Annotated in this window: 16 protein-coding genes; all 16 read right to left on the minus strand. The window is 71.5% G+C overall.

Annotation, left to right across the window (positions count from 1 at the left end; all coding sequences use genetic code 11):
• Positions 1 to 22: 22 nt before the first annotated feature.
• The 16 genes from IPJ78_18570 to IPJ78_18645 all read right to left on the minus strand — a co-directional run bounded on the left by IPJ78_18570 (position 23) and on the right by IPJ78_18645 (position 16642).
• Entirely contained in the window at positions 23 to 733 is a 711-nt protein-coding gene (locus tag IPJ78_18570; protein ID MBK7908539.1) for a flagellar hook basal-body protein, read from the minus strand.
• Positions 730 to 1626, minus strand: coding sequence for a FliA/WhiG family RNA polymerase sigma factor (locus tag IPJ78_18575; protein ID MBK7908540.1), 897 nt, complete (start codon positions 1624 to 1626; stop codon positions 730 to 732). Before IPJ78_18575 ends, IPJ78_18570 begins: the two co-directional genes overlap by 4 nt.
• On the minus strand, positions 1623 to 2321 hold the full coding sequence (locus tag IPJ78_18580; GenBank protein ID MBK7908541.1) for a hypothetical protein: 699 nt from the start codon (positions 2319 to 2321) through the stop codon (positions 1623 to 1625). The genes IPJ78_18575 and IPJ78_18580 overlap by 4 nt, the downstream gene beginning before the upstream one ends.
• Complete coding sequence (gene flhA / locus IPJ78_18585; protein ID MBK7908542.1) at positions 2308 to 4383, minus strand: flagellar biosynthesis protein FlhA; 2076 nt, start codon at positions 4381 to 4383, stop codon at positions 2308 to 2310. Before flhA ends, IPJ78_18580 begins: the two co-directional genes overlap by 14 nt.
• Before the next feature lie 192 nt (positions 4384 to 4575).
• Complete coding sequence (locus IPJ78_18590; protein MBK7908543.1) at positions 4576 to 5667, minus strand: EscU/YscU/HrcU family type III secretion system export apparatus switch protein; 1092 nt, start codon at positions 5665 to 5667, stop codon at positions 4576 to 4578.
• Positions 5668 to 5672: 5 nt separating this feature from the next.
• Positions 5673 to 6464 carry a flagellar biosynthetic protein FliR gene (gene fliR / locus IPJ78_18595; GenBank protein MBK7908544.1) on the minus strand — a complete coding sequence of 264 codons (792 nt, stop codon included), beginning with the start codon at positions 6462 to 6464 and terminating at the stop codon, positions 5673 to 5675.
• Positions 6464 to 6733, minus strand: coding sequence for a flagellar biosynthesis protein FliQ (gene fliQ / locus IPJ78_18600; GenBank protein MBK7908545.1), 270 nt, complete (start codon positions 6731 to 6733; stop codon positions 6464 to 6466). Before fliQ ends, fliR begins: the two co-directional genes overlap by 1 nt.
• 10 nt (positions 6734 to 6743) lie before the next feature.
• The gene (gene fliP, locus IPJ78_18605) at positions 6744 to 8096 is read right to left on the minus strand and encodes a flagellar type III secretion system pore protein FliP (protein ID MBK7908546.1); all 1353 of its coding nucleotides are present in this window, start codon (positions 8094 to 8096) and stop codon (positions 6744 to 6746) included.
• Between the two features lie 4 nt (positions 8097 to 8100).
• A complete protein-coding gene (locus tag IPJ78_18610) occupies positions 8101 to 9501 on the minus strand; it encodes a FliM/FliN family flagellar motor switch protein (protein MBK7908547.1) in 1401 nt (466 codons plus the stop codon).
• A 7-nt stretch (positions 9502 to 9508) separates the two neighbouring features.
• On the minus strand, positions 9509 to 10027 hold the full coding sequence (locus IPJ78_18615) for a flagellar basal body-associated FliL family protein (GenBank protein MBK7908548.1): 519 nt from the start codon (positions 10025 to 10027) through the stop codon (positions 9509 to 9511).
• A 405-nt stretch (positions 10028 to 10432) separates the two neighbouring features.
• On the minus strand, positions 10433 to 11773 hold the full coding sequence (locus tag IPJ78_18620; protein ID MBK7908549.1) for a flagellar hook protein FlgE: 1341 nt from the start codon (positions 11771 to 11773) through the stop codon (positions 10433 to 10435).
• Between the two features lie 61 nt (positions 11774 to 11834).
• On the minus strand, positions 11835 to 12098 hold the full coding sequence (locus IPJ78_18625) for a hypothetical protein (protein MBK7908550.1): 264 nt from the start codon (positions 12096 to 12098) through the stop codon (positions 11835 to 11837).
• A 23-nt stretch (positions 12099 to 12121) separates the two neighbouring features.
• Complete coding sequence (locus IPJ78_18630; GenBank protein MBK7908551.1) at positions 12122 to 14161, minus strand: flagellar hook-length control protein FliK; 2040 nt, start codon at positions 14159 to 14161, stop codon at positions 12122 to 12124.
• Positions 14158 to 14787, minus strand: a complete 630-nt coding sequence (locus IPJ78_18635) for a hypothetical protein (GenBank protein MBK7908552.1) — start codon at positions 14785 to 14787, stop codon at positions 14158 to 14160. The genes IPJ78_18630 and IPJ78_18635 overlap by 4 nt, the downstream gene beginning before the upstream one ends.
• Entirely contained in the window at positions 14784 to 15260 is a 477-nt protein-coding gene (gene fliJ, locus IPJ78_18640; protein ID MBK7908553.1) for a flagellar export protein FliJ, read from the minus strand. Before fliJ ends, IPJ78_18635 begins: the two co-directional genes overlap by 4 nt.
• Positions 15257 to 16642 (minus strand): FliI/YscN family ATPase, encoded by a 1386-nt coding sequence (locus tag IPJ78_18645; protein MBK7908554.1) that lies wholly within the window; start codon positions 16640 to 16642, stop codon positions 15257 to 15259. Before IPJ78_18645 ends, fliJ begins: the two co-directional genes overlap by 4 nt.
• Positions 16643 to 16756: the final 114 nt, after the last annotated feature.

Consider the following 16756-nt stretch of genomic DNA (forward strand, 5'->3'; position numbering starts at 1 on the left):
GGCTGGGGACGGTTCGAAGGGATCAGACGGGCTTGCCGAGCTGGCTCGCGGCGGTCTCGCGCGATTCGTCGAGCACGCGGATGGCGCGCTCGAGCAGCGCGTGGTGCCGCTGGATGTCGAGCATGTCGACCATGGTGGAGACCGGATTCACGTTGCTCTCCTCCACCGCCCCCTGGCGCAGCGTGCGGTCGGCGAGCTGCACCGTCGCGCGATCACGCGTGGGGACGAACGTGCCCTGCGGCTCGCGCTCGAGCCCGCTCGCCCCGGTGCCGGGGCGTTCGACGCGGAGCCGGTCGACCGCGATGTCGTCGACGATGACGAGGCCGTTCTGCTGGATGGAGAGCTTCTGGTAGGCCGCGGGGAGCGTGATGGGGCCGCGCTCGCCGAGGAGCGGCGCGCCGCCCAGGGTGAGCCGGTTGCCCGGATCGACGGTGAGGCTGCCGCCGCGCACCCAGCGCTCGTTGCGCGGCGTGTCGACGACGAGGAAGCCCTCGCCGGAGAAGGCGAGGTCGAGCGGGGCCTCCGTCTCGCGCAGCACGCCCTGGCGCACGTCGGTCCGCGTGGCGATGGTCGGCGCGCCCTGCGTCGCATCGAGGAGATGCGCGAAGGAGCGTTCCGCCTTGAAGCCGTCGGTGGAGACGTTGGCGAGGTTGTTCGCGACCACCTGCAGGCGGCGTTCCGCGGAGCGGAGCGCCGAGCTGGCGATGCCGAGGCCGGAGACCGGGGCGGTCACGGGGCGACCTGGCGATAGCCGTTGGCGGGGGTCATCACGCGCCGGGCGCCGGAGGCGCGTGCGGCGGACTTGGCGCCGCCGATCGTGAGCGTGTCCGGGCCGGAGACGGCCTCGGTCGAGGTCGGCGTCGCCTTCGGCATCGTCTCGCGCAACGGCGACATCACCGTGCGGAGGCGCGAGATGGCGCGCGACCGGATCTGCGAGACGCGCGACTCCGTGAGCCCGAGCACCGAGGCGATCTGGTGCATCTTGAGCTCCTCGTAGTAGTAGAGCGCGAGCACGGTGCGCTCCTGCTCCTTGAGCTGCCCGAGCGCGCTGCGGAGCTTGTCCTGCTCGGCCTCGGCGGTGAGGACGTCCTCGATGGTGGGGGCGTCGTCGTGCAACGACGACTCCCATTCGGTGTACGGCGCGTCGGAGTCGTCCTTCGCGGAGCGTTCGAGCGGGACGCGGACGCCGGTCTCCAGGTCGGCCTCCCAGCGCCAGAGCGTGAGCTTGTCGATGCCGAGCTGCTCGGAGAGTTCGGTGTCATCCGGCTGGCGGCCGAGCTTCGCGTGCAGCGCATCGCGCGCCGCGGCGATGTCGCGGGCCCGGCGCCGGATGGAGCGCGGGACGTTGTCGAGGCGACGGAGCTCGTCGAGGATCGAGCCGCGGATGCGGGGCACCGCGAGCGTGCTGAACGCGAGGCCGCGCGACGGGTCGAAGGTCTCGATCGCCTGGATGAGGCCCAGCGTGCCCGCGCTCACGAGCTCGTCGATGTCCATCTCCGTGGAGAGGGAGCGCGCGAGCTGCTGCGCCACGTGGTGGACGAGGCTCAGGTGCTCGCGGATGAGGGCATCGCGGGCGGAGAGATCACCGGCGGCGAGCGCGGTCCAGAGGCTGGTTGACGGGGTCATGCGAGGGCTCCGGTTGAATCGGACGTGGGGGCGAGGGCGGACCAGAGGGCGCCGGCGGCCGTGGTGAGGGCCGTATCGGCGACGGCCTCGGCGAGTGGGATCCCGGCCCCCAGCGCGATGGGCAGCGTGGGGTCGAGCGGAATCGGGGGTGCGACGTGCAACGGATGCCCGAGCCAGCGCTCGGCGGCATCGGACAACGCGGCGACATCGGCGTCGCCGCAGGCGGAGACGGACGCCGCGCATTGCGGGCGGCGTCCGAGGATGAGCTTGAGCACCGCGAAGGCCGCGGCATGCGAGGCCGCGCCGGCCGGCGCCAGCACCACCGCCTGCGTCGGCGAGGTGTGCGCGGCGAGCTCGTCGATCGAATCGAGCAGGACCTGCGCGCGCGGCGACGGGATGCTGATGATCACGTCGGCGGAGAAGAACTGCGGCATGCTGCTGCTGACGTGGATGTCGCGGTCGACGCGCACCGGCGCGGCCTCGGCCACCGGGGTGGCGACGCCGAAGAGCGCGGCCACGCGCTGCGCGCGCGCGGCCGGTCCGACCAGCAGCACGCGGGCCCCGGAGGCCTGCGCGGCGCGCGCGAGGAGGGCGGCCGTCACCGTCGTCCCCACTCCGTTCTCGCCGGCGGCGACGAGGACACCCCGGGGCCCGCGCGGCGCGCGGCGCGACGCGAACGACTCACGCGGCTGCACGCGGCACCTCCCAGGTGGCGATCGCCGAGAGCTGGACGTTCGCCGGCAGTTCGGCGAGCGAGAGCACCGGCTGGTTCGGGAGGACCGGCTCGAGCACGTTGCGGATGCCGAGGCGCAGCGCGCTCGGCACGACGAGGGGCGGGAGGCGTCCGTCGATGGCGCGGGCGTTGGCCGTGTTCTCGAGGTCGCGGATGAGCTGGGAGACCATGTCGGGCGTGAGGCCCGGCGCGGGCTGTCCCTGCCGCGGCGTGAGGAGCGCGCTGAGCGACTGCTCGAGGCGGGGGCCGAGGGTGATCGCGGGCAGGAGCCCCTGCTCGTCGAGGTGGCCGCGCGCGATCGCGTCGGAGAGGGCGCGCCGCACGTGCTCGGTGAGCATCACCGGATCCTTCGTGCTGTCGGCGGCATCGCCGAGCGCCTCGAGGATGGTGACGAGGTCGCGGATCGGCACGCGCTCGCGGAGCAGGCGCTGCAGCACGCGGTGCACGGTGCCGAGCGAGAGCTTGCCCGGGACCACTTCCTCGACGACGGCGGGATGCGTCTTCTTGAGCGCGTCGAGCATCTGCTGCACGTCCTGGCGGCCGAGGAGCTCGGCGGCGGAGCGCTTGACCGTCTCGATGAGGTGCGTGGCGATGACGGTCGAGGGTTCGACGACGTCGTAGCCGGCGGCGAGCGCATCGGCGCGCCGCGAGTTGGCGACCCAGCGGGCGCGCATGCCGAAGGAGGGATCGATGGTATCGATGCCCTCGACGGGACCGCTCACGCGCCCGGTGTCGAGCGCGAGGAGGAACTGCGGCATCACGTCGCCGCGCGCCTTCTCGGTGCCGCGGACCTTCACGACGTAGGTGCCGCCCGGGAGGCCGAGGTTGTCGAGGATGCGGACCGGCGGCACGAGGATGCCGGGGTCCTGCGCGCACTGCTGGCGGAGGAGGCCGATGCGCTTGAGGAGGTCGCCGCCCTGCGTCGAGTCGGCGAGCGGGATGAGCAGGTAGCCGACCTCGAGCTCGATCGGCTCGATCTGGAGGAGGTCGTCGAGCGGGTCGGCGCTGGCGGGGGCCGGCGCGGAGACGGGGGCCGGCGGCAGCGCCGCATCGGCGCGCGCCTTCGACTGCTGGGCATCGGCACCGCGCGCGAGCATGGCGAGGCCGATCGCGATGCCGATGAACGGCATCTTCGGCAGCCCCGGGACGAGCCCGAACGCGGCGATCACCCAGGCGGCGAGCTTGAGCGCCTTGGGGTTGGCCGAGATCTGGTTGGAGAGCACCGTGCCGACCTGCACGCCTTCGGAGGCGTGGGTCACCATGATGCCGGCGGCGGTGGAGATGATGAGGGCCGGGATCTGCGAGACCAGGCCCTCACCGACGGTGAGGATGGTGAACTTTGCGGCGGCATCGAAAAGCGAGAGGCCCTGTTGCGCCACGCCGATGACGATGCCGCCGACGATGTTCACCGCGGTGATGAGCAGCGCGGCGATAGCGTCGCCCTTCACGAAGCGCGAGGCGCCGTCCATGGCGCCGAAGAAGTCGGCCTCGCGACCGACCGCGTCGCGGCGGATCCGGGCCTCGGTGGCGTCGATCGCGCCGTGCGCGAGCTCGCCGTCGATCGCCATCTGCTTCCCGGGCAGGGCATCGAGGGTGAAGCGGGCCGAGACCTCGGCCACGCGCCCCGCGCCCTTGGTGATCACGATGAAGTTGATCGCGATCAGGATCAGGAAGAGGACTAGACCCACAACATAGTTGCCTCCGATGACGAATTCGCCGAACGCCGGGATGATGTCGCCGGCGTGACCCCCGGAGAGGATCAGGCGGGTGGAGCTGACGTTCATCGCGAGGCGAAAGAGCGTCAGCAGCAGCAGGACGGTGGGGAAGGACGAGAAGTCGAGCGGCTTGGTGCTCTGGAGCGCGACCAGGAGGACGATGATCGAGGCGCCGAGCGAGGCCGCGAGGAACAGGTCCACCATGATGCCGGGGAGAGGCACGATGAGCAGCGCCAGGACGAAGAGGACGCCGAGGGCGGTCCAGGCTTCGGTGTAGCGATGCGACTTCATGGTGGGCGCGGGGCTCATGGCCGCTCCTAATGCACTCGGCGTGCCACCTCACTTATGCGCTTAAGTTGTTGCTGTGTAGGTGCTTAGGTCGCTTATGGCCGGGCGGAAGAAATCGCCTAGCACTGCACGGGAATGGTGATGGCGGCACGAATTGCCGAGGGTGCTCGGCGAGTCCGACCGGGGCGGCCCGGCGGTGTGCCGGGCCGCGACCTACGCGCGCGCGCTGCCGCGCCAGGCGCCGCGCTGCAGGCGCGTGCGGTACACGTAGGCGAGGATCTCGGCGACCGCCATGTACAGCTCGATCGGGATCACGCTGCCAACCTTGGCGCTCTTGAACAGCGCCCGCGCCACCGGGACGTTCTCCACCAGTGGCACGCCTGCCTCGGCCGCGATCTCCTTGATGCGTTCCGCGACCTTGTCCTGCCCCATCGCCACCACCACCGGCACCGGCGCGTCCTCGTCGTCGTACTGGATCGCCACCGCGATGTGCGTCGGGTTCGTGATCACCACGCTCGCCTTCTTCACGTCCTTGAGCATCTGCCCGAAGGCCACCTCGCGCGCGAAGCGGCGACGGGCCGAGCGGATGAACGGGTCGCCCTGCTCCTCCTTCGCCTCGCGCTTCACCTCTTCCTTCGTCATGCGCAGGCTCTTCTCGAGCTGGAAGCGCTGCCAGAAGTAGTCGGCGCCACCGACCGCGGCGTACGCGAGGCCGATGGTGAGGAGCAGGCGACCCACGTGGAAGCCGATCCACGGGCCGAGGGCCATCGGGCCGGCCTGCGAGAGGACCATCGTCGAGGGGATCGACGCGGCCAGCGCCTTCCAGACGAGGATGCCGACCACGACCATCTTGAGCAGCGCCTTGCCCGTCTCGACGAACTGGGTGGGCGAGACGAGGCGGGCGAGGTTCTTCGTGGGGTCGACGCGTTCCCAGTGCAGCTTGAGCGCCTTGGGGGCGATGCGCCCGCCGGATTGGAGCGCGGCCATCGCGAAGGTGCCGCCCGAGATGATGAGGATGAGTCCCGCCGCGGCGCCGGCGAAGCGCGTCACCGTCTCCTGGAGCATGAGGACAGCGGACCCCTCGTCGAGGGAGACCTGGCCTGCGCTCTGGAGCATCTGGGCGAGATACTGTCCGAGCACGGTGCCCGAGTCGTCGGCGAGCATCTTCACGCCGGCGGCCGCGGAGAGGATCGCGGCCGCGATGCTCGCCTCCTGGCTTCGCGCGACGCGTCCTTCGTCGGCCGCTTCCTGTTGCCGTTTCGGTGTCGCTTCCTCTGTGCGTTCGCCCGCGTCGTCCTCGGCCATGGCGATCAGCGCGGGACGCGGAGGAGGGCGGAGATGACCTCGCTCCCCATCGCGCGCGACTGGTCCCCCCATCCCGCGGCGAGCGTGCCGAGGAAGGGAAGCGAGGCGGCGAGCGTGAAGAGCCCCACCGCGATCTGCACGGGGAAGGCGAGGTTCATGAGGTTGAGCTGCGGGACGGCGCGACTCATGATGCCGAGCCCGACGTTGGTGATGAGCGCCGCGGCGATCACCGGCGCGGCGATCTGCAGTCCGAGGGCGAACATGATGCCCCCATGCTGCGAGAGCACGCGCAGTCCATTGGGCACGTTGAGCGCGGCGCCGACCGGTACGCGGGTGAAGCTCTGCGCGACGGCGTCGAGCATGATGTGGTGCGCGTCGGTCGCGAGGAGCAGCGTCGCGGCGAGCAGCCCGAAGGCCTGGCCGATGACCGAGGTCTGGTGCCCGCCGAGCGGGTCGAGCACCGCGGCGCCGGAGAGGCCGATCGCCTGCGACATGAGGTCGGCGGCGAGCTCCGCGGCCGCGACGAGGAGCGCCGCGCCGAACCCGAGCGAGAAGCCGATCATCGTCTCGGTGAGGAATGTCCCAGGCGTGAGCGAAGTGCCGGCGAGGGCCGTGGCCTGCACCGCGGGCTGCATCACGACCGTGAGCACGACGAGCAATGCGGTCCGCACCGGCATCGGGACCATCTTCGACGAGAACATGGGGGCCACGAGGACCAAGCCGCCGAGTCGGCAGGCCGAGAGGAGCGTGGCCTCGGCGGAGCCCGGCGCGAGCAGGTCCCAGGGACTCGCGGCCATCATCGCGGCATGTCCGCCAGGCCGATGAGGATCCCCCGCGTGTAGCCGACGATCGTCTGCAGCATCCACGGGAGCGACAGCACGAAGATGAGCCCGATGATGACGAGCTTGGGGACGAACGCGAGTGTCTGTTCCTGGATCTGCGTCAGCGACTGGATGAGGCCGACGATGAGGCCGATGATGAGCGCGGCGATGAGGAAGGGGGCGGCCAGCTGGAGCGCCACCATGAGCGCCTGACGCGTGAGGTCGAGGACGAATTGGTCGGTCATGACGCGCGCCTCAGCGGAAGCCGGCGACGAGGCTCTGCGTGATGAGCCCCCAGCCGTCGACGAGGACGAAGAGCAGCAGCTTGAACGGCAGGGCGATCATCGTCGGCGGGAGCATGAACATGCCGAGCGACATGAGCACCGAGGCGACGACGACGTCGATGATGATGAACGGCAGGAAGAGCGCGAAGCCGATGGCGAACGCGGTGCGCAGCTCGCTGATGACGAACGCGGCGGTCAAGGTGATGAACGGCACCGGTTCGCCGACGACGACCGGCTGGCGAGAGAGGCGCACCATGCGGCGGACATCGGAGGGGCGTGTCTGGCGGAGCATGAACTCGCGCATCGGGACGGCGCCCTTCTCGAGCATCTCGACCTGTTCCATGCGGCCGTCGAGCCAGGGGGTGATCGCCTCCTGGTTCACGCGCGTCATGGTCGGGGCCATCACGAAGCCGGTGAGGATGAGCGCGAGCCCGGCGATGAGCGGGGCGGGCGGCGAGGTCTGCGTGCCGAGTGCCTGACGCAGGAAGTAGAGGACGACGAGGATGCGCGTGAAGCCCGTCGTCATCAGCACGAGCGTGGGGAGGAGGCTGAGGAGCCCCATCATCACGACCACGCCGACGGTGCCGTTCATGCGAAGCCCTTCGTCGCCGTTCTCGCCACCGACCCGCAGGTCCATGCGCGGCGCGAGTCGGTCGACGACCTGCGCGGCGGTCGCCGCCGGCGCGGTCCGCGCCGTGGTGGCGGTCGTGGCCGCCGTGGTCGCGGTGGTCGCGGTGGTCGCGGTGGTCCTCGCCGTCGCGGCCGGTGCGGCCGGCGCCGTCGTGCCCGCGGGAGTCGCGGCGGTGATCGGCGCCGCGGTCCGCGGAGCGCCCTGCGGCGTGCCCTGCGGCGCCGCCTGCGCCGCGAGCGAGCCGGCCCCGAGTAGCAGGGGCAGCACCAGCGCGGACGCGCGCTTGAGCCCCACCGCCTGCGCGAAGGCGCGCTTGAAGATCTCCGCGCCTCCGGCCGGTGCCGTCACCACGGGCGTGTAGGTGCCGGCCGAGGAGTGCTCGATGACCGTGGTCGCAGCCACCGTGCGGGAGGGGGCGCTCGCCGCCAGCATGGCGCTCGCCTCCTCGTCCTCCACCTGCATCAGCCGATGGACGCCGCCGTCGCCGACCGAGATGAGCATCACCTTGGTGCCGACGCGGACGAGCGCGACCCCTTGGCGGGGACCGAGCGCGGTGCGCTGCAGCACCTCGAGCGGCGCGGTCGCGCTGCGCACGCCACCCAGGCCGAAGCGCTTGAACGCGCGTCCCATCATGGCGACGAGCATCAGGATCGCCGCGAGGGCCAGCAGGACACCGACGTAGGTGAGGAGCACCGGATTACGGCTCGAGGGTCTGGGCGGGGAGCTGCGCGACGATGCGACGCAGGCGGAACCCGTAGTGCTCGTTCACCACGACCACCTCGCCCTCGGCGAGGCGGAGGTCGCTGACGTACAGGTCCATCGGGTCGCCCGCGAGGCGGTCGAGCTGGAGCACCGACCCGCGTCCGAGGCGGAGGAGCTCGCCGACGGTCACCGTCGAGCGGCCGACCTCGATGCGGACGGGGAGCGTGATGTCGATGAGGGCCGCGAAGGGCACCTCACCGCCGGCGAGGAGCGCGGCGCCGAGATCGGCGAACTCCGGGGCCTGTGCTTCTCCGGCGGAGCCGGCGGTGTCGTTGTCGGTGGACGGAGCGGTCATGTGTCGGACCTCGGGCGCGGTGCGCCCGCGCGTGGTGGGGACGAGAGAATCGATGGAGTTGCCACTGAGCACTTCGAGCACGCTCACGGCGCGCAGCTGCTTGACCTTGCCCGCCTGCACGCGGAACCGCGGCTGGTCGCCGATCATCAGCTCGAGCGGCGTGCCCACCGGGATGCCGGTGGAGATCGTCGAGCCGGCCTGGAGCCGCATGAGGTCGCGCATGGGGATGCGGAACTCGGGGAGCCGTGCGACCGTCGGCACGGTGGTCATGCGGAGCGAGGCCTCGGTCTGCTCGCGCGACTGCTTGCGCTCGGCCTCGGTGCCCACCGGGTCGCTGAGGCGCCGGTCGGTGGAGCGCGTGAAGAACTGCTCGACGACGTTGAGCGGGAGGCAGATGGAGAGGAGTCCGCTGCCGCCGGCGAACTTGGCGTTCACGGTCGCGACCAGGCAGGGGACCTCACGCTCGACGGCCTGCATGATCTCGGGAATCGACTCGAAGCCGAAGACCGCGAGCTGAAGCTTGGCGTGGTCCCACCAGACCTCGGTGAGGTCGCTCACCACGCGGTCGGCGACGTTGTCGAGCGCCATGCGCTCGATGGGCGAGAGCGTGCGATCGAGGATCGTCGGCGCGCTCGCGCCGCCGAAGAGCCGGTCGATCAGGAAGTAGGAGAGCGAGGGATTGAAGTCGACCACGCCCTGCTGCGAGCCGGCGTCCTCGATGCGCACGAGGAAGCTCGCGCTCGGCGTGTTGAGCGAGAGCAGGAACTCGGCGTACGAGATCTGCTCGACCGACTGGAGCCGGAGGTCGATGGAGTCGCGCAGGCGGGAGACGAGCCAGCCCTCGAGCGAGCGCACGAGGCGCTCGTACATCGCCTCGAGGGTGCGCATGCGGTCGCGCGAGACGCGCGCCGGGCGACGGAAATCGTAGAGCTGGATGTCCGAATCGCGCGGTCCGGTGGCGACCGCGGCGGCGCCCCCGCCTCCCTGGAGGAGGCGGTCGATGTCGTCCTGCGAGAACGAGGCCGCAGCTTGCGAACTCATGCGCGGCCTACTGGATGACGAACTGCGGGAGGAGGACGCGCTTCACCGTGCCTTCCGGGAAGAGCGCACCGACGGCGGCGGCGAGGTCGGCCTTGAGGCCTTCGCGGCGGCCCGGATCGCCGAGCTCCTCGATGGACTTGCCGCCGAGCAGGTCGACGATCCGGTCGCGCACCTCGGCGTCGCGCCCGGAGACCTCCTCGAGGGCGGCCTCATCCTTCACGATGATGGCGGTGGTGATGAGCAGGAAGCGCGAGCCGTTGGTGTTGGCCGGGTTCACCACGAGGTTCTCGATCGCGTGGACCGAGACGGCGCTGGCGCCGCCCTCGCCATGCTCACCGCCGCCGGCCGGCGCATGCTCGGCGGCCGCGGCAGGGGCCGCGGGGCTCATCTTGGGGCCGAGGACGAAGGCGCCGACGGCGCCGCCGAGGACGAGTCCTGCGACGGCACCGATGATGATCAGCTTCGACCCGCCCTTGGCTGGCGGGGCGTCGGCGGCGGCTGGGGCGGGAGCGGCTTGGGTGGCCATCGGACCGAGGCGGCAGAGGGGAGGTGATCAGGACGGAACGGACGTGTTCTCTCGGTAGGGACTAAGGCAGGGATGGGGCCACGCTAGGACGAAGGCGGAAGGATGAATGGAAAATGTTATCCTGCAACGCGTTACCGCGATGTTGCCGCACGGTGGCGGTCCGGCAGGACTCGGCAAAAGCGAGTGCGGGCGTTGGAGCAGCGGCAGATATTGCCGTGCACAGGACGGCCGGGGTTGCCGTGGGCGAGCAGCGCGCGCGGGCCGACGAGAGCCGAAGGGTGCCAGCCGTGAACGGCAGGAATGGAGAAGGCAGCCCGCCGCCCGGATGGACGGAGGACTGCCTTCGGACCCGCTCGGGCGACGGAGCGCCGCTCCTGTGCCCTTCATCCTTCAGCCTTCATCGCCCTATCGCTTGAGCGACACCAGCTCCTCGAGCAACCGGTCCGAGGTCGTGATCACGCGGCTGTTCGCCTGGTAGCCACGCTCCGCGACGATCATGCTGGTGAACTCCTGCGCCAGGTCGACGTTCGACATCTCGAGCGCGCCGGAGACCATGACCGACTGCGAGCCTTCGAGGGCGAAGCCGTACACCGGCGAGCCCGAGTTGCCCGAGGTCGAGTACATGTTGTCGCCGATGCGCATGAGGCCGCCCGGGTTGTTGAAGTCCGAGAGGACGATCTGGCCGAGCGGCGAGGTGGTGCCGTTGGTGAAGGCGCCCACGATGGTGCCGGTGCGGTCGATCGAGAAATCCTGCAGCGTGCCGGAGGTGTAGCCGTTCTGGTCGCGGAGCACGGAGTTGTGCGTGCCGGCGAACTGCGTGAGGCCGTTCACGCCGGTGCCGCGCGGGTCGATCGTGATCGTCACGTCGTCCGCACCCGAGTTCGGGCGGAAGGTGATAGTCGGCGGGATGAAGGTCGCCGGATTGATGTCGAGCGTGCCGTCGTTGAGGAACACGAAGGGGTTGGTGCCCGCGTCGACCTGGATGCCGTTCGTGCCGAAGGTGGCGTCGATGTCCATGCCGGCGTTGTCGATCTGCCAGCTCCACTCGCTCGGGCCGGTCTTGTAGAGGCAGACCTTCAGCTCGTGCTCCTCGCCGAGCGAGTCGAACACGGTGATGGAGACGTCCTTGTACGAGCGCTCGTTGCCGGTGACGCTGCGCTGGGCCGGGTCGAGCGGGTCGAGCGTCGCCGCGGTGCCCTGGTCGAACACCTGCGCGGCGGCGTCGAGGTTGCCGGCGAGCGTGACCTCGCTCGTCGCGAGGGCGGCGGTCTTCTGGCCGAACGGCAGCGTGATGTCGCCGATGCCATCCTGGAAGACGCCGTTGATCGCGGTGCGGCCCTGCACGACGAAGCCGTTGGCCGGCGACACGAGGCGGCCGTCCGCGTCGAGCTGGAAGTTGCCCGAGCGCGTGTAGAAGAACTGGTTGCCCTTCGCGACGACGAAGAACGAGTCGCCCTGGATCGCGAGGTCGGTGCTGAGGCCGGTGGTCTCGACGTTGCCCTGCGAGAAGAGGGTGTCGACCGACGCGACCTGCGAGCCGAGGCCGACCTGCACCGGGTTCACGCCGCCCTGGTCGCCCGGCGGGCGCGTGGCGCCGGAGACGAGCTGCGCGAAGCCTTCCTTGAAGGCGACGCGACCCGACTTGAACGCGATGGTGTTGACGTTGGCGACGTTGTTGCCGATGACGTCGAGGCGCAGCTGGTGATTGCGCAGGCCGGTGACGCCGCTGAACAGTGAGCGAAGCATGGGTGGAACCTCTGAAGAAGGCGGAAGGAGGAAGGCGGAAGGCGGGTGCGGTGGGGGCGGGTCAGCCGATCGGCGTGATCGGGACGAGCCCCATGTTGTCGAGCTTCTCGTTCATGCTCACCAGCTGCTCGAGGCTCGAGAACTGCGCGAGCTGCGCGGCGAGCTGGTCGGGCGACGCGGGATTGCTGGGATCCTGGTTCTTCATCTGCGCGACGAGGAGCTTGAGGAACATGTCCTTCGTCTGCTGCGCCTTGTTGCGCTCCGTCGCGGTCGTGGGGGACCCGTCGCCGACGGCGTTCGCGATGTTCGGATTGAGCGTGATCATGGGGTGGCCTGTGGGGTGAAGGGTCAGAACGGACGCGCGCGGCGGGAGCCGAACTGCCGGGTGTGCTGTTGGTCGCGCTGTTGGTCGAACTGCTGGTCGCGGTGGGCGTCGCGCTGCGCATCGCGGGCGGTGGCCTGCTCGCGTCCCTCGCGGGAGGCGTCGCTGTCGCCGCGGAGCGCGCGCTCGCGTGCGGTCGCTTCGGCGGCGGCGACGGTGTCGAGCGCGACCGCACGAGCCTGCTGCGCTGCGTCGAGCTGGACGGACACACGGGCCGACTCGAATCCCTGGCGCTCCAGCGAGCGGGTGAGCGTCGAGACCTCGGCGGCGAGTCCGCGTGCGATCCCCGCATCGGAGGTGCGGAGCGTCGCATCGAGCGAGCCGTTCTGCAGCGCGAGCCGTACCTCGCTCACGCCGTCGGTCGCGGGATCCAGCGCGAGGCGGAGTTCGCCGAGCGGGCCGGTGGGCTGCGCATCGCGGGCAGCGAGCAGGTCCGCGACGCGTTCGGCGGCGAGGCTGCCGGCCGGCGTGATGGGCGCGGTGTGCCGCGTGCCGCTGGTGCCGATCGCTTCGCGCATCGTTTCCGTCTGCGCACGCGGCGCATGGTCGAGCGTGGCGGTGCTCCCCGTGCGTCCGCGCGACTGCCGGGTGGAACGGGTGATCTCCGCATCGCGCGCCGCGCCGTCACGTTCAGCCTCGGTCGAGGCGCCGTCGCGACCGCGGGCGCCGCGGCCGGTACTGGCGTCGCTGTTGGCAGGCCGCTTCGCGGAGGCGTCGGCGGACTCGCTCGGCACCGTCGCCTCGACGGTCTCGCCGTCGATGCGCGCGCGGAGCGCGGCGTCGGGACCGCGGAGTGTCGCCGTGGCGTCGGGGGCAGCGGCCGAGACGACGCTCGCGTCCGGGACGGGGAGCGCGCCGAGCTTGACGGCACGGGCGCGCGTGGCGGCGACCTGCTGTGCGCGCTCGGAGGCGCCGCCCAGCGTCCGCGCCGTCGTGTTCGTCATCAGGCCCGGTGTCGCCACCTGGGCGACCTGTGCGACCTGCGCGACGCGCGCGACCTGGGCGATCCCGCCAGGGCGTACGACCATCGTGGGCAACCCTGCGTCCTGCGTGCCGTTCCGCTGGGCGAACATCAGCCCGCGACGAGCAGCGGCGCCTTCCCTGGCATCCACTGTCGTCCGCGGCAGCTCGAGGTGACCGGGGTCGCGCGATCCCAACGTGCGGAGCCCCTCCTCGGCCGCGATGGCGTGCAGGAGGTCATAGGCCTTCCCGGAGCTGCGGCCGTCCACGAGCACGTCGGCGGCCTTGCCTTCGAGATGGCGTGAATCGAGGGTCCAGGTGACGACCGGCCCCGTCGCGGTGCGTCCCTGCGCGTAGAGCGCCTGCTGACGCTCCGGGCTCCGGAGCGTCTCGCGCACCTGCACGTCGTGGCCGGCGAGGCGCATGCGATCGATCACGCGATCGAGACGCGCGGAGAAGTCGGCGTCGAGCGTGTCGGTCGAGGCGACCACGGTGCCGGCCGGCGCCGCGCCGCTGGTCATGAGCGCGCGCGTCCCTTCGGTCGCGCCGGCCATCAGTTCGCGGGCGGTGGCATTGGCCGCGGCGATCGCGCGGCGACGCTCGGCGACCGTCTCGGCGGGACGCAGCGGGCGCGGCACCTCCGGGCGCTCGATCCCCGTGGCGCGCTTCAGCGGGACCGAGTCCTCGGGCGGCGCGTCGTCGATGAGGATCGGCATGGAGGCGACACCGTGTCGGTGCAGCGACTCGCCGGACTCCTCGAGCATCCCGCCGTCCGCGCGACCGAGCTCGTCGGTCGTGGCGTCGTCGGACTCGGCGTCGATCCCCGCATCGGCGAGCGACTCGAGCTCGACGCGCACGGGCGCAGGGGCGAGCGGGGTGACCGGCGCCGGGAGCATGGAGCCGAGCAGCGCGGCGAACTCGCGCGCGGCGGCGTCGTCGCTCTTGGCATGCGCGGTGGCGGCGACGCCATTCGTGTTCGCCGCGCCTCCCGTCTGGGCGAGCGGCGTCGCGAGCGGCACGGCCGCGGCGAGCATCGCGGTGATCATGGGGTGGTGGTCCTCGGGACGAGGGCGAGTGCGGCCTGCAACAGGGCGGCGGCCTTCTCGGGTGCGAGCTGCGCGAGGACGAGGGCGGCCTGCTTGTCGCTCATCGCGGCGAGCGCGCGCGCGGCCTCGTTTGGCGCGAGCTGCTCGAGGGTCCGCGCCGCTTCGCGCGCGCCCATCTTCGAGAGGAGGCTCGCCATGCGCTGGTAGTCGGGGCCGGCGGACGGACGCTCGGGGCCGATCGTCCCGTCCGGCCGCATCGACACCGTCGCGCCGGTCTGCGCGCGCACGAGCGAGGCGATCGAGGCGGGGCCGGCCGGCGCGGTGGCGGGAGGCGTCGTCGGCGCGGGGGCCGGCGCCGGGGCGGTCGGCGTGGTCGCGGGGGCATGCGACGGATCGGCCGCGTGCGGGTCGTTGGCGAGCATGGCGCTGTCGGGCTCGACCTGGTTGGGCACCAGCGTGCTCGTCGGCGCATGCTCGCCGGCCGCGGCGTGCGTCGTGTCGGCGTGGGTGGAGTCGGCGTGCGTCGAGTCGGCGACCGCCGCGGGACGCGTCGCGTAGGCGCCGGCGCCGCCCGCGAGGGCGAAGCAGACGAGGAACGCGACGATCGGGATCATGAGGGCCTTCATTCTTCGGTCTCCAGGGCGTCAGCCTGTCGGGAGTGCCGCTCGATCGCGAGCGCATCCATCGCGGTGCGGTCGGCACGCGTGCGCGAGAGGCGCCATTCGTCCTCGCGCTTCTCCCGCAGGCGCGAGATGATGCGGCGGGCCTGCATCGCGGCGTTCAGTTCGTCGCGCACGACGTTCACCTCGGCCTCGCGCGCGGCGAGGTCCGCCTCGGCGACATCGAGGTGGGCGTCGAGCGAGGCGTTGAGGCGTTCCTTTTGGTGCAGCGCCCCCACCGGCGTCGCGGCGCCGTGCGCGCGGGCGAGGTCGGAGCCGCTCGCCTGGCGGACGGCGGCGAGCGCATCCATCGCGGCGCGCGCATCGGCGGCCGCCTCGGAGGCGGCGCCGAGCTTGCCGGCGACGGCCTGCTCGTGCTGCTGGCGCAGGTCGAGCACCCGCTGGAGGCGGAAGGAGAAGCGGCTCGAGGGCACGGTCACGCGGTCATCCTCTGGGTGTTCATCTGCTGGCGCGGTGCGGCGCCCGGGCGCGGCACCGCGGCGGCGCCGCGGATGCCGATCTCGGCGAGCTGGGCGATGGTCCGGTCGAGCGGCGTGTGCTCCTCGGGCGTCTGCTGGAGCAGGTCGAGGATCGGGCCGCGGAGGTCGATCGCCGCGTCGACGAGCGGGTTGGAGCCGCGCTGGTACGCGCCGACGAGGATCAGGTCCTCCTTCTCGCGGTACGCGGCCTCGAGACGCTGGAGCATGCCCGCATGGTCGCGCTGGGCGCGCGTGATCACGTGGTCGCGCACGCGGCTCTTGCTGTCGAGGATGTCGATCGCCGGGTAGTGTCCCGCGCTCGCGAGGCGCCGCGTGAGCACGATGTGGCCATCGAGGATGGACCGGCTCGCGTCGGCGACCGGCTCGGAGAAGTCGTCGCCGTCCACGAGCACCGTATAGAGGCCCGTGATGCCGCCATGCGCACCGTTGCCGGCGCGCTCGAGCAGGCGCGGGAGGTACGCGAACACCGAGGGCGGATACCCTTTCGTCGTCGGCGGCTCGCCGACCGCGAGGCCGATCTCGCGCCACGCCATCGCGACGCGGGTGACCGAGTCCACCATGAGGAGGACCTGCTTCCCCTGGTCGCGGAACCACTCGGCGATCGCCGTCGCGACGAGCGCGCCGCGCGCGCGGAGCAGCGCCGACTCGTCGCCCGTCGCGACGATCACGACCGAGCGGGCGAGTCCCTCGGGGCCGAGCGAGTTCTCGACGAACTCGCGCACCTCGCGTCCGCGCTCGCCGAGCAGCGCGATGACGTTCACCTCGCTCTCCGCCTTGCGGGCGATCATGCCGAGGAGGACGGACTTGCCCACGCCCGATCCGGCGAAGATGCCGACGCGCTGGCCGCGCCCCACGGTGAGCAGGCCGTCGATCGCCCGCACGCCGGTGACGAACGGCGTCTCGATGCGCTCGCGCTCGAGCGGGTTCGGCGGATCGGCGGAGAGCGGCACGCGCTTCTCGAAGTCGATCTTGCCGAGGCCGTCGATCGGCGCGCCGAGCGCGTTCACCACACGCCCGAGGAGCCCGTTGCCGACGCGCACGCCGAGATTGCGACCGAGGTCGGAGACGGTGGCGCCCGGGTGCAGCCCTTCGATATCGCCGAGCGGCATGAGGAGCGCGCCGCGCTCATGGAAGCCAACGACCTCGGCGAGCACCGACCGCTCGTCGCTCAGGCTGGTCACGCGGCAGAGGGCGCCCATTCCGAGCTCGAGTCCCGTCGCTTCCATGACGAGCCCGACGATCCGCGTGATCCGCCCGAGGGGGCGGAGACGCGGGATCTCGGAGACCCGATCCTGGAGTGCAGCGAAGGTGGAGGCGACCATGGGGAGGCAAGAAGGGACAAGGGTTCGCCAAGTGAAAAAGCAACTCGCATGCCGTGCGGTGCCGGGCGGCGGAGACGGCGTAACCGATTGTTTTGTATGAGGTTGCGAGTGTCG

The sequence above is a fragment of the Gemmatimonadota bacterium genome (assembly GCA_016714015.1).
Classification (GTDB): Bacteria; Gemmatimonadota; Gemmatimonadetes; order Gemmatimonadales; family Gemmatimonadaceae; genus Pseudogemmatithrix.

Excerpts from the sequence above, each read along its gene's own strand:
- IPJ78_18575 (MBK7908540.1), bottom strand. The coding sequence starts at position 1,626 with ATGACCCCGTCAACCAGCCTCTGGACCGCGCTCGCCGCCGGTGATCTC.
- flhA (MBK7908542.1), bottom strand. The coding sequence starts at position 4,383 with ATGAGCCCCGCGCCCACCATGAAGTCGCATCGCTACACCGAAGCCTGG.
- IPJ78_18590 (MBK7908543.1), bottom strand. The coding sequence starts at position 5,667 with ATGGCCGAGGACGACGCGGGCGAACGCACAGAGGAAGCGACACCGAAA.
- fliR (MBK7908544.1), bottom strand. The coding sequence starts at position 6,464 with ATGGCCGCGAGTCCCTGGGACCTGCTCGCGCCGGGCTCCGCCGAGGCC.
- fliQ (MBK7908545.1), bottom strand. The coding sequence starts at position 6,733 with ATGACCGACCAATTCGTCCTCGACCTCACGCGTCAGGCGCTCATGGTG.
- IPJ78_18610 (MBK7908547.1), bottom strand. The coding sequence starts at position 9,501 with ATGAGTTCGCAAGCTGCGGCCTCGTTCTCGCAGGACGACATCGACCGC.
- IPJ78_18615 (MBK7908548.1), bottom strand. The coding sequence starts at position 10,027 with ATGGCCACCCAAGCCGCTCCCGCCCCAGCCGCCGCCGACGCCCCGCCA.
- IPJ78_18620 (MBK7908549.1), bottom strand. The coding sequence starts at position 11,773 with ATGCTTCGCTCACTGTTCAGCGGCGTCACCGGCCTGCGCAATCACCAG.
- IPJ78_18625 (MBK7908550.1), bottom strand. The coding sequence starts at position 12,098 with ATGATCACGCTCAATCCGAACATCGCGAACGCCGTCGGCGACGGGTCC.
- IPJ78_18630 (MBK7908551.1), bottom strand. The coding sequence starts at position 14,161 with ATGATCACCGCGATGCTCGCCGCGGCCGTGCCGCTCGCGACGCCGCTC.
- IPJ78_18635 (MBK7908552.1), bottom strand. The coding sequence starts at position 14,787 with ATGAAGGCCCTCATGATCCCGATCGTCGCGTTCCTCGTCTGCTTCGCC.
- IPJ78_18645 (MBK7908554.1), bottom strand. The coding sequence starts at position 16,642 with ATGGTCGCCTCCACCTTCGCTGCACTCCAGGATCGGGTCTCCGAGATC.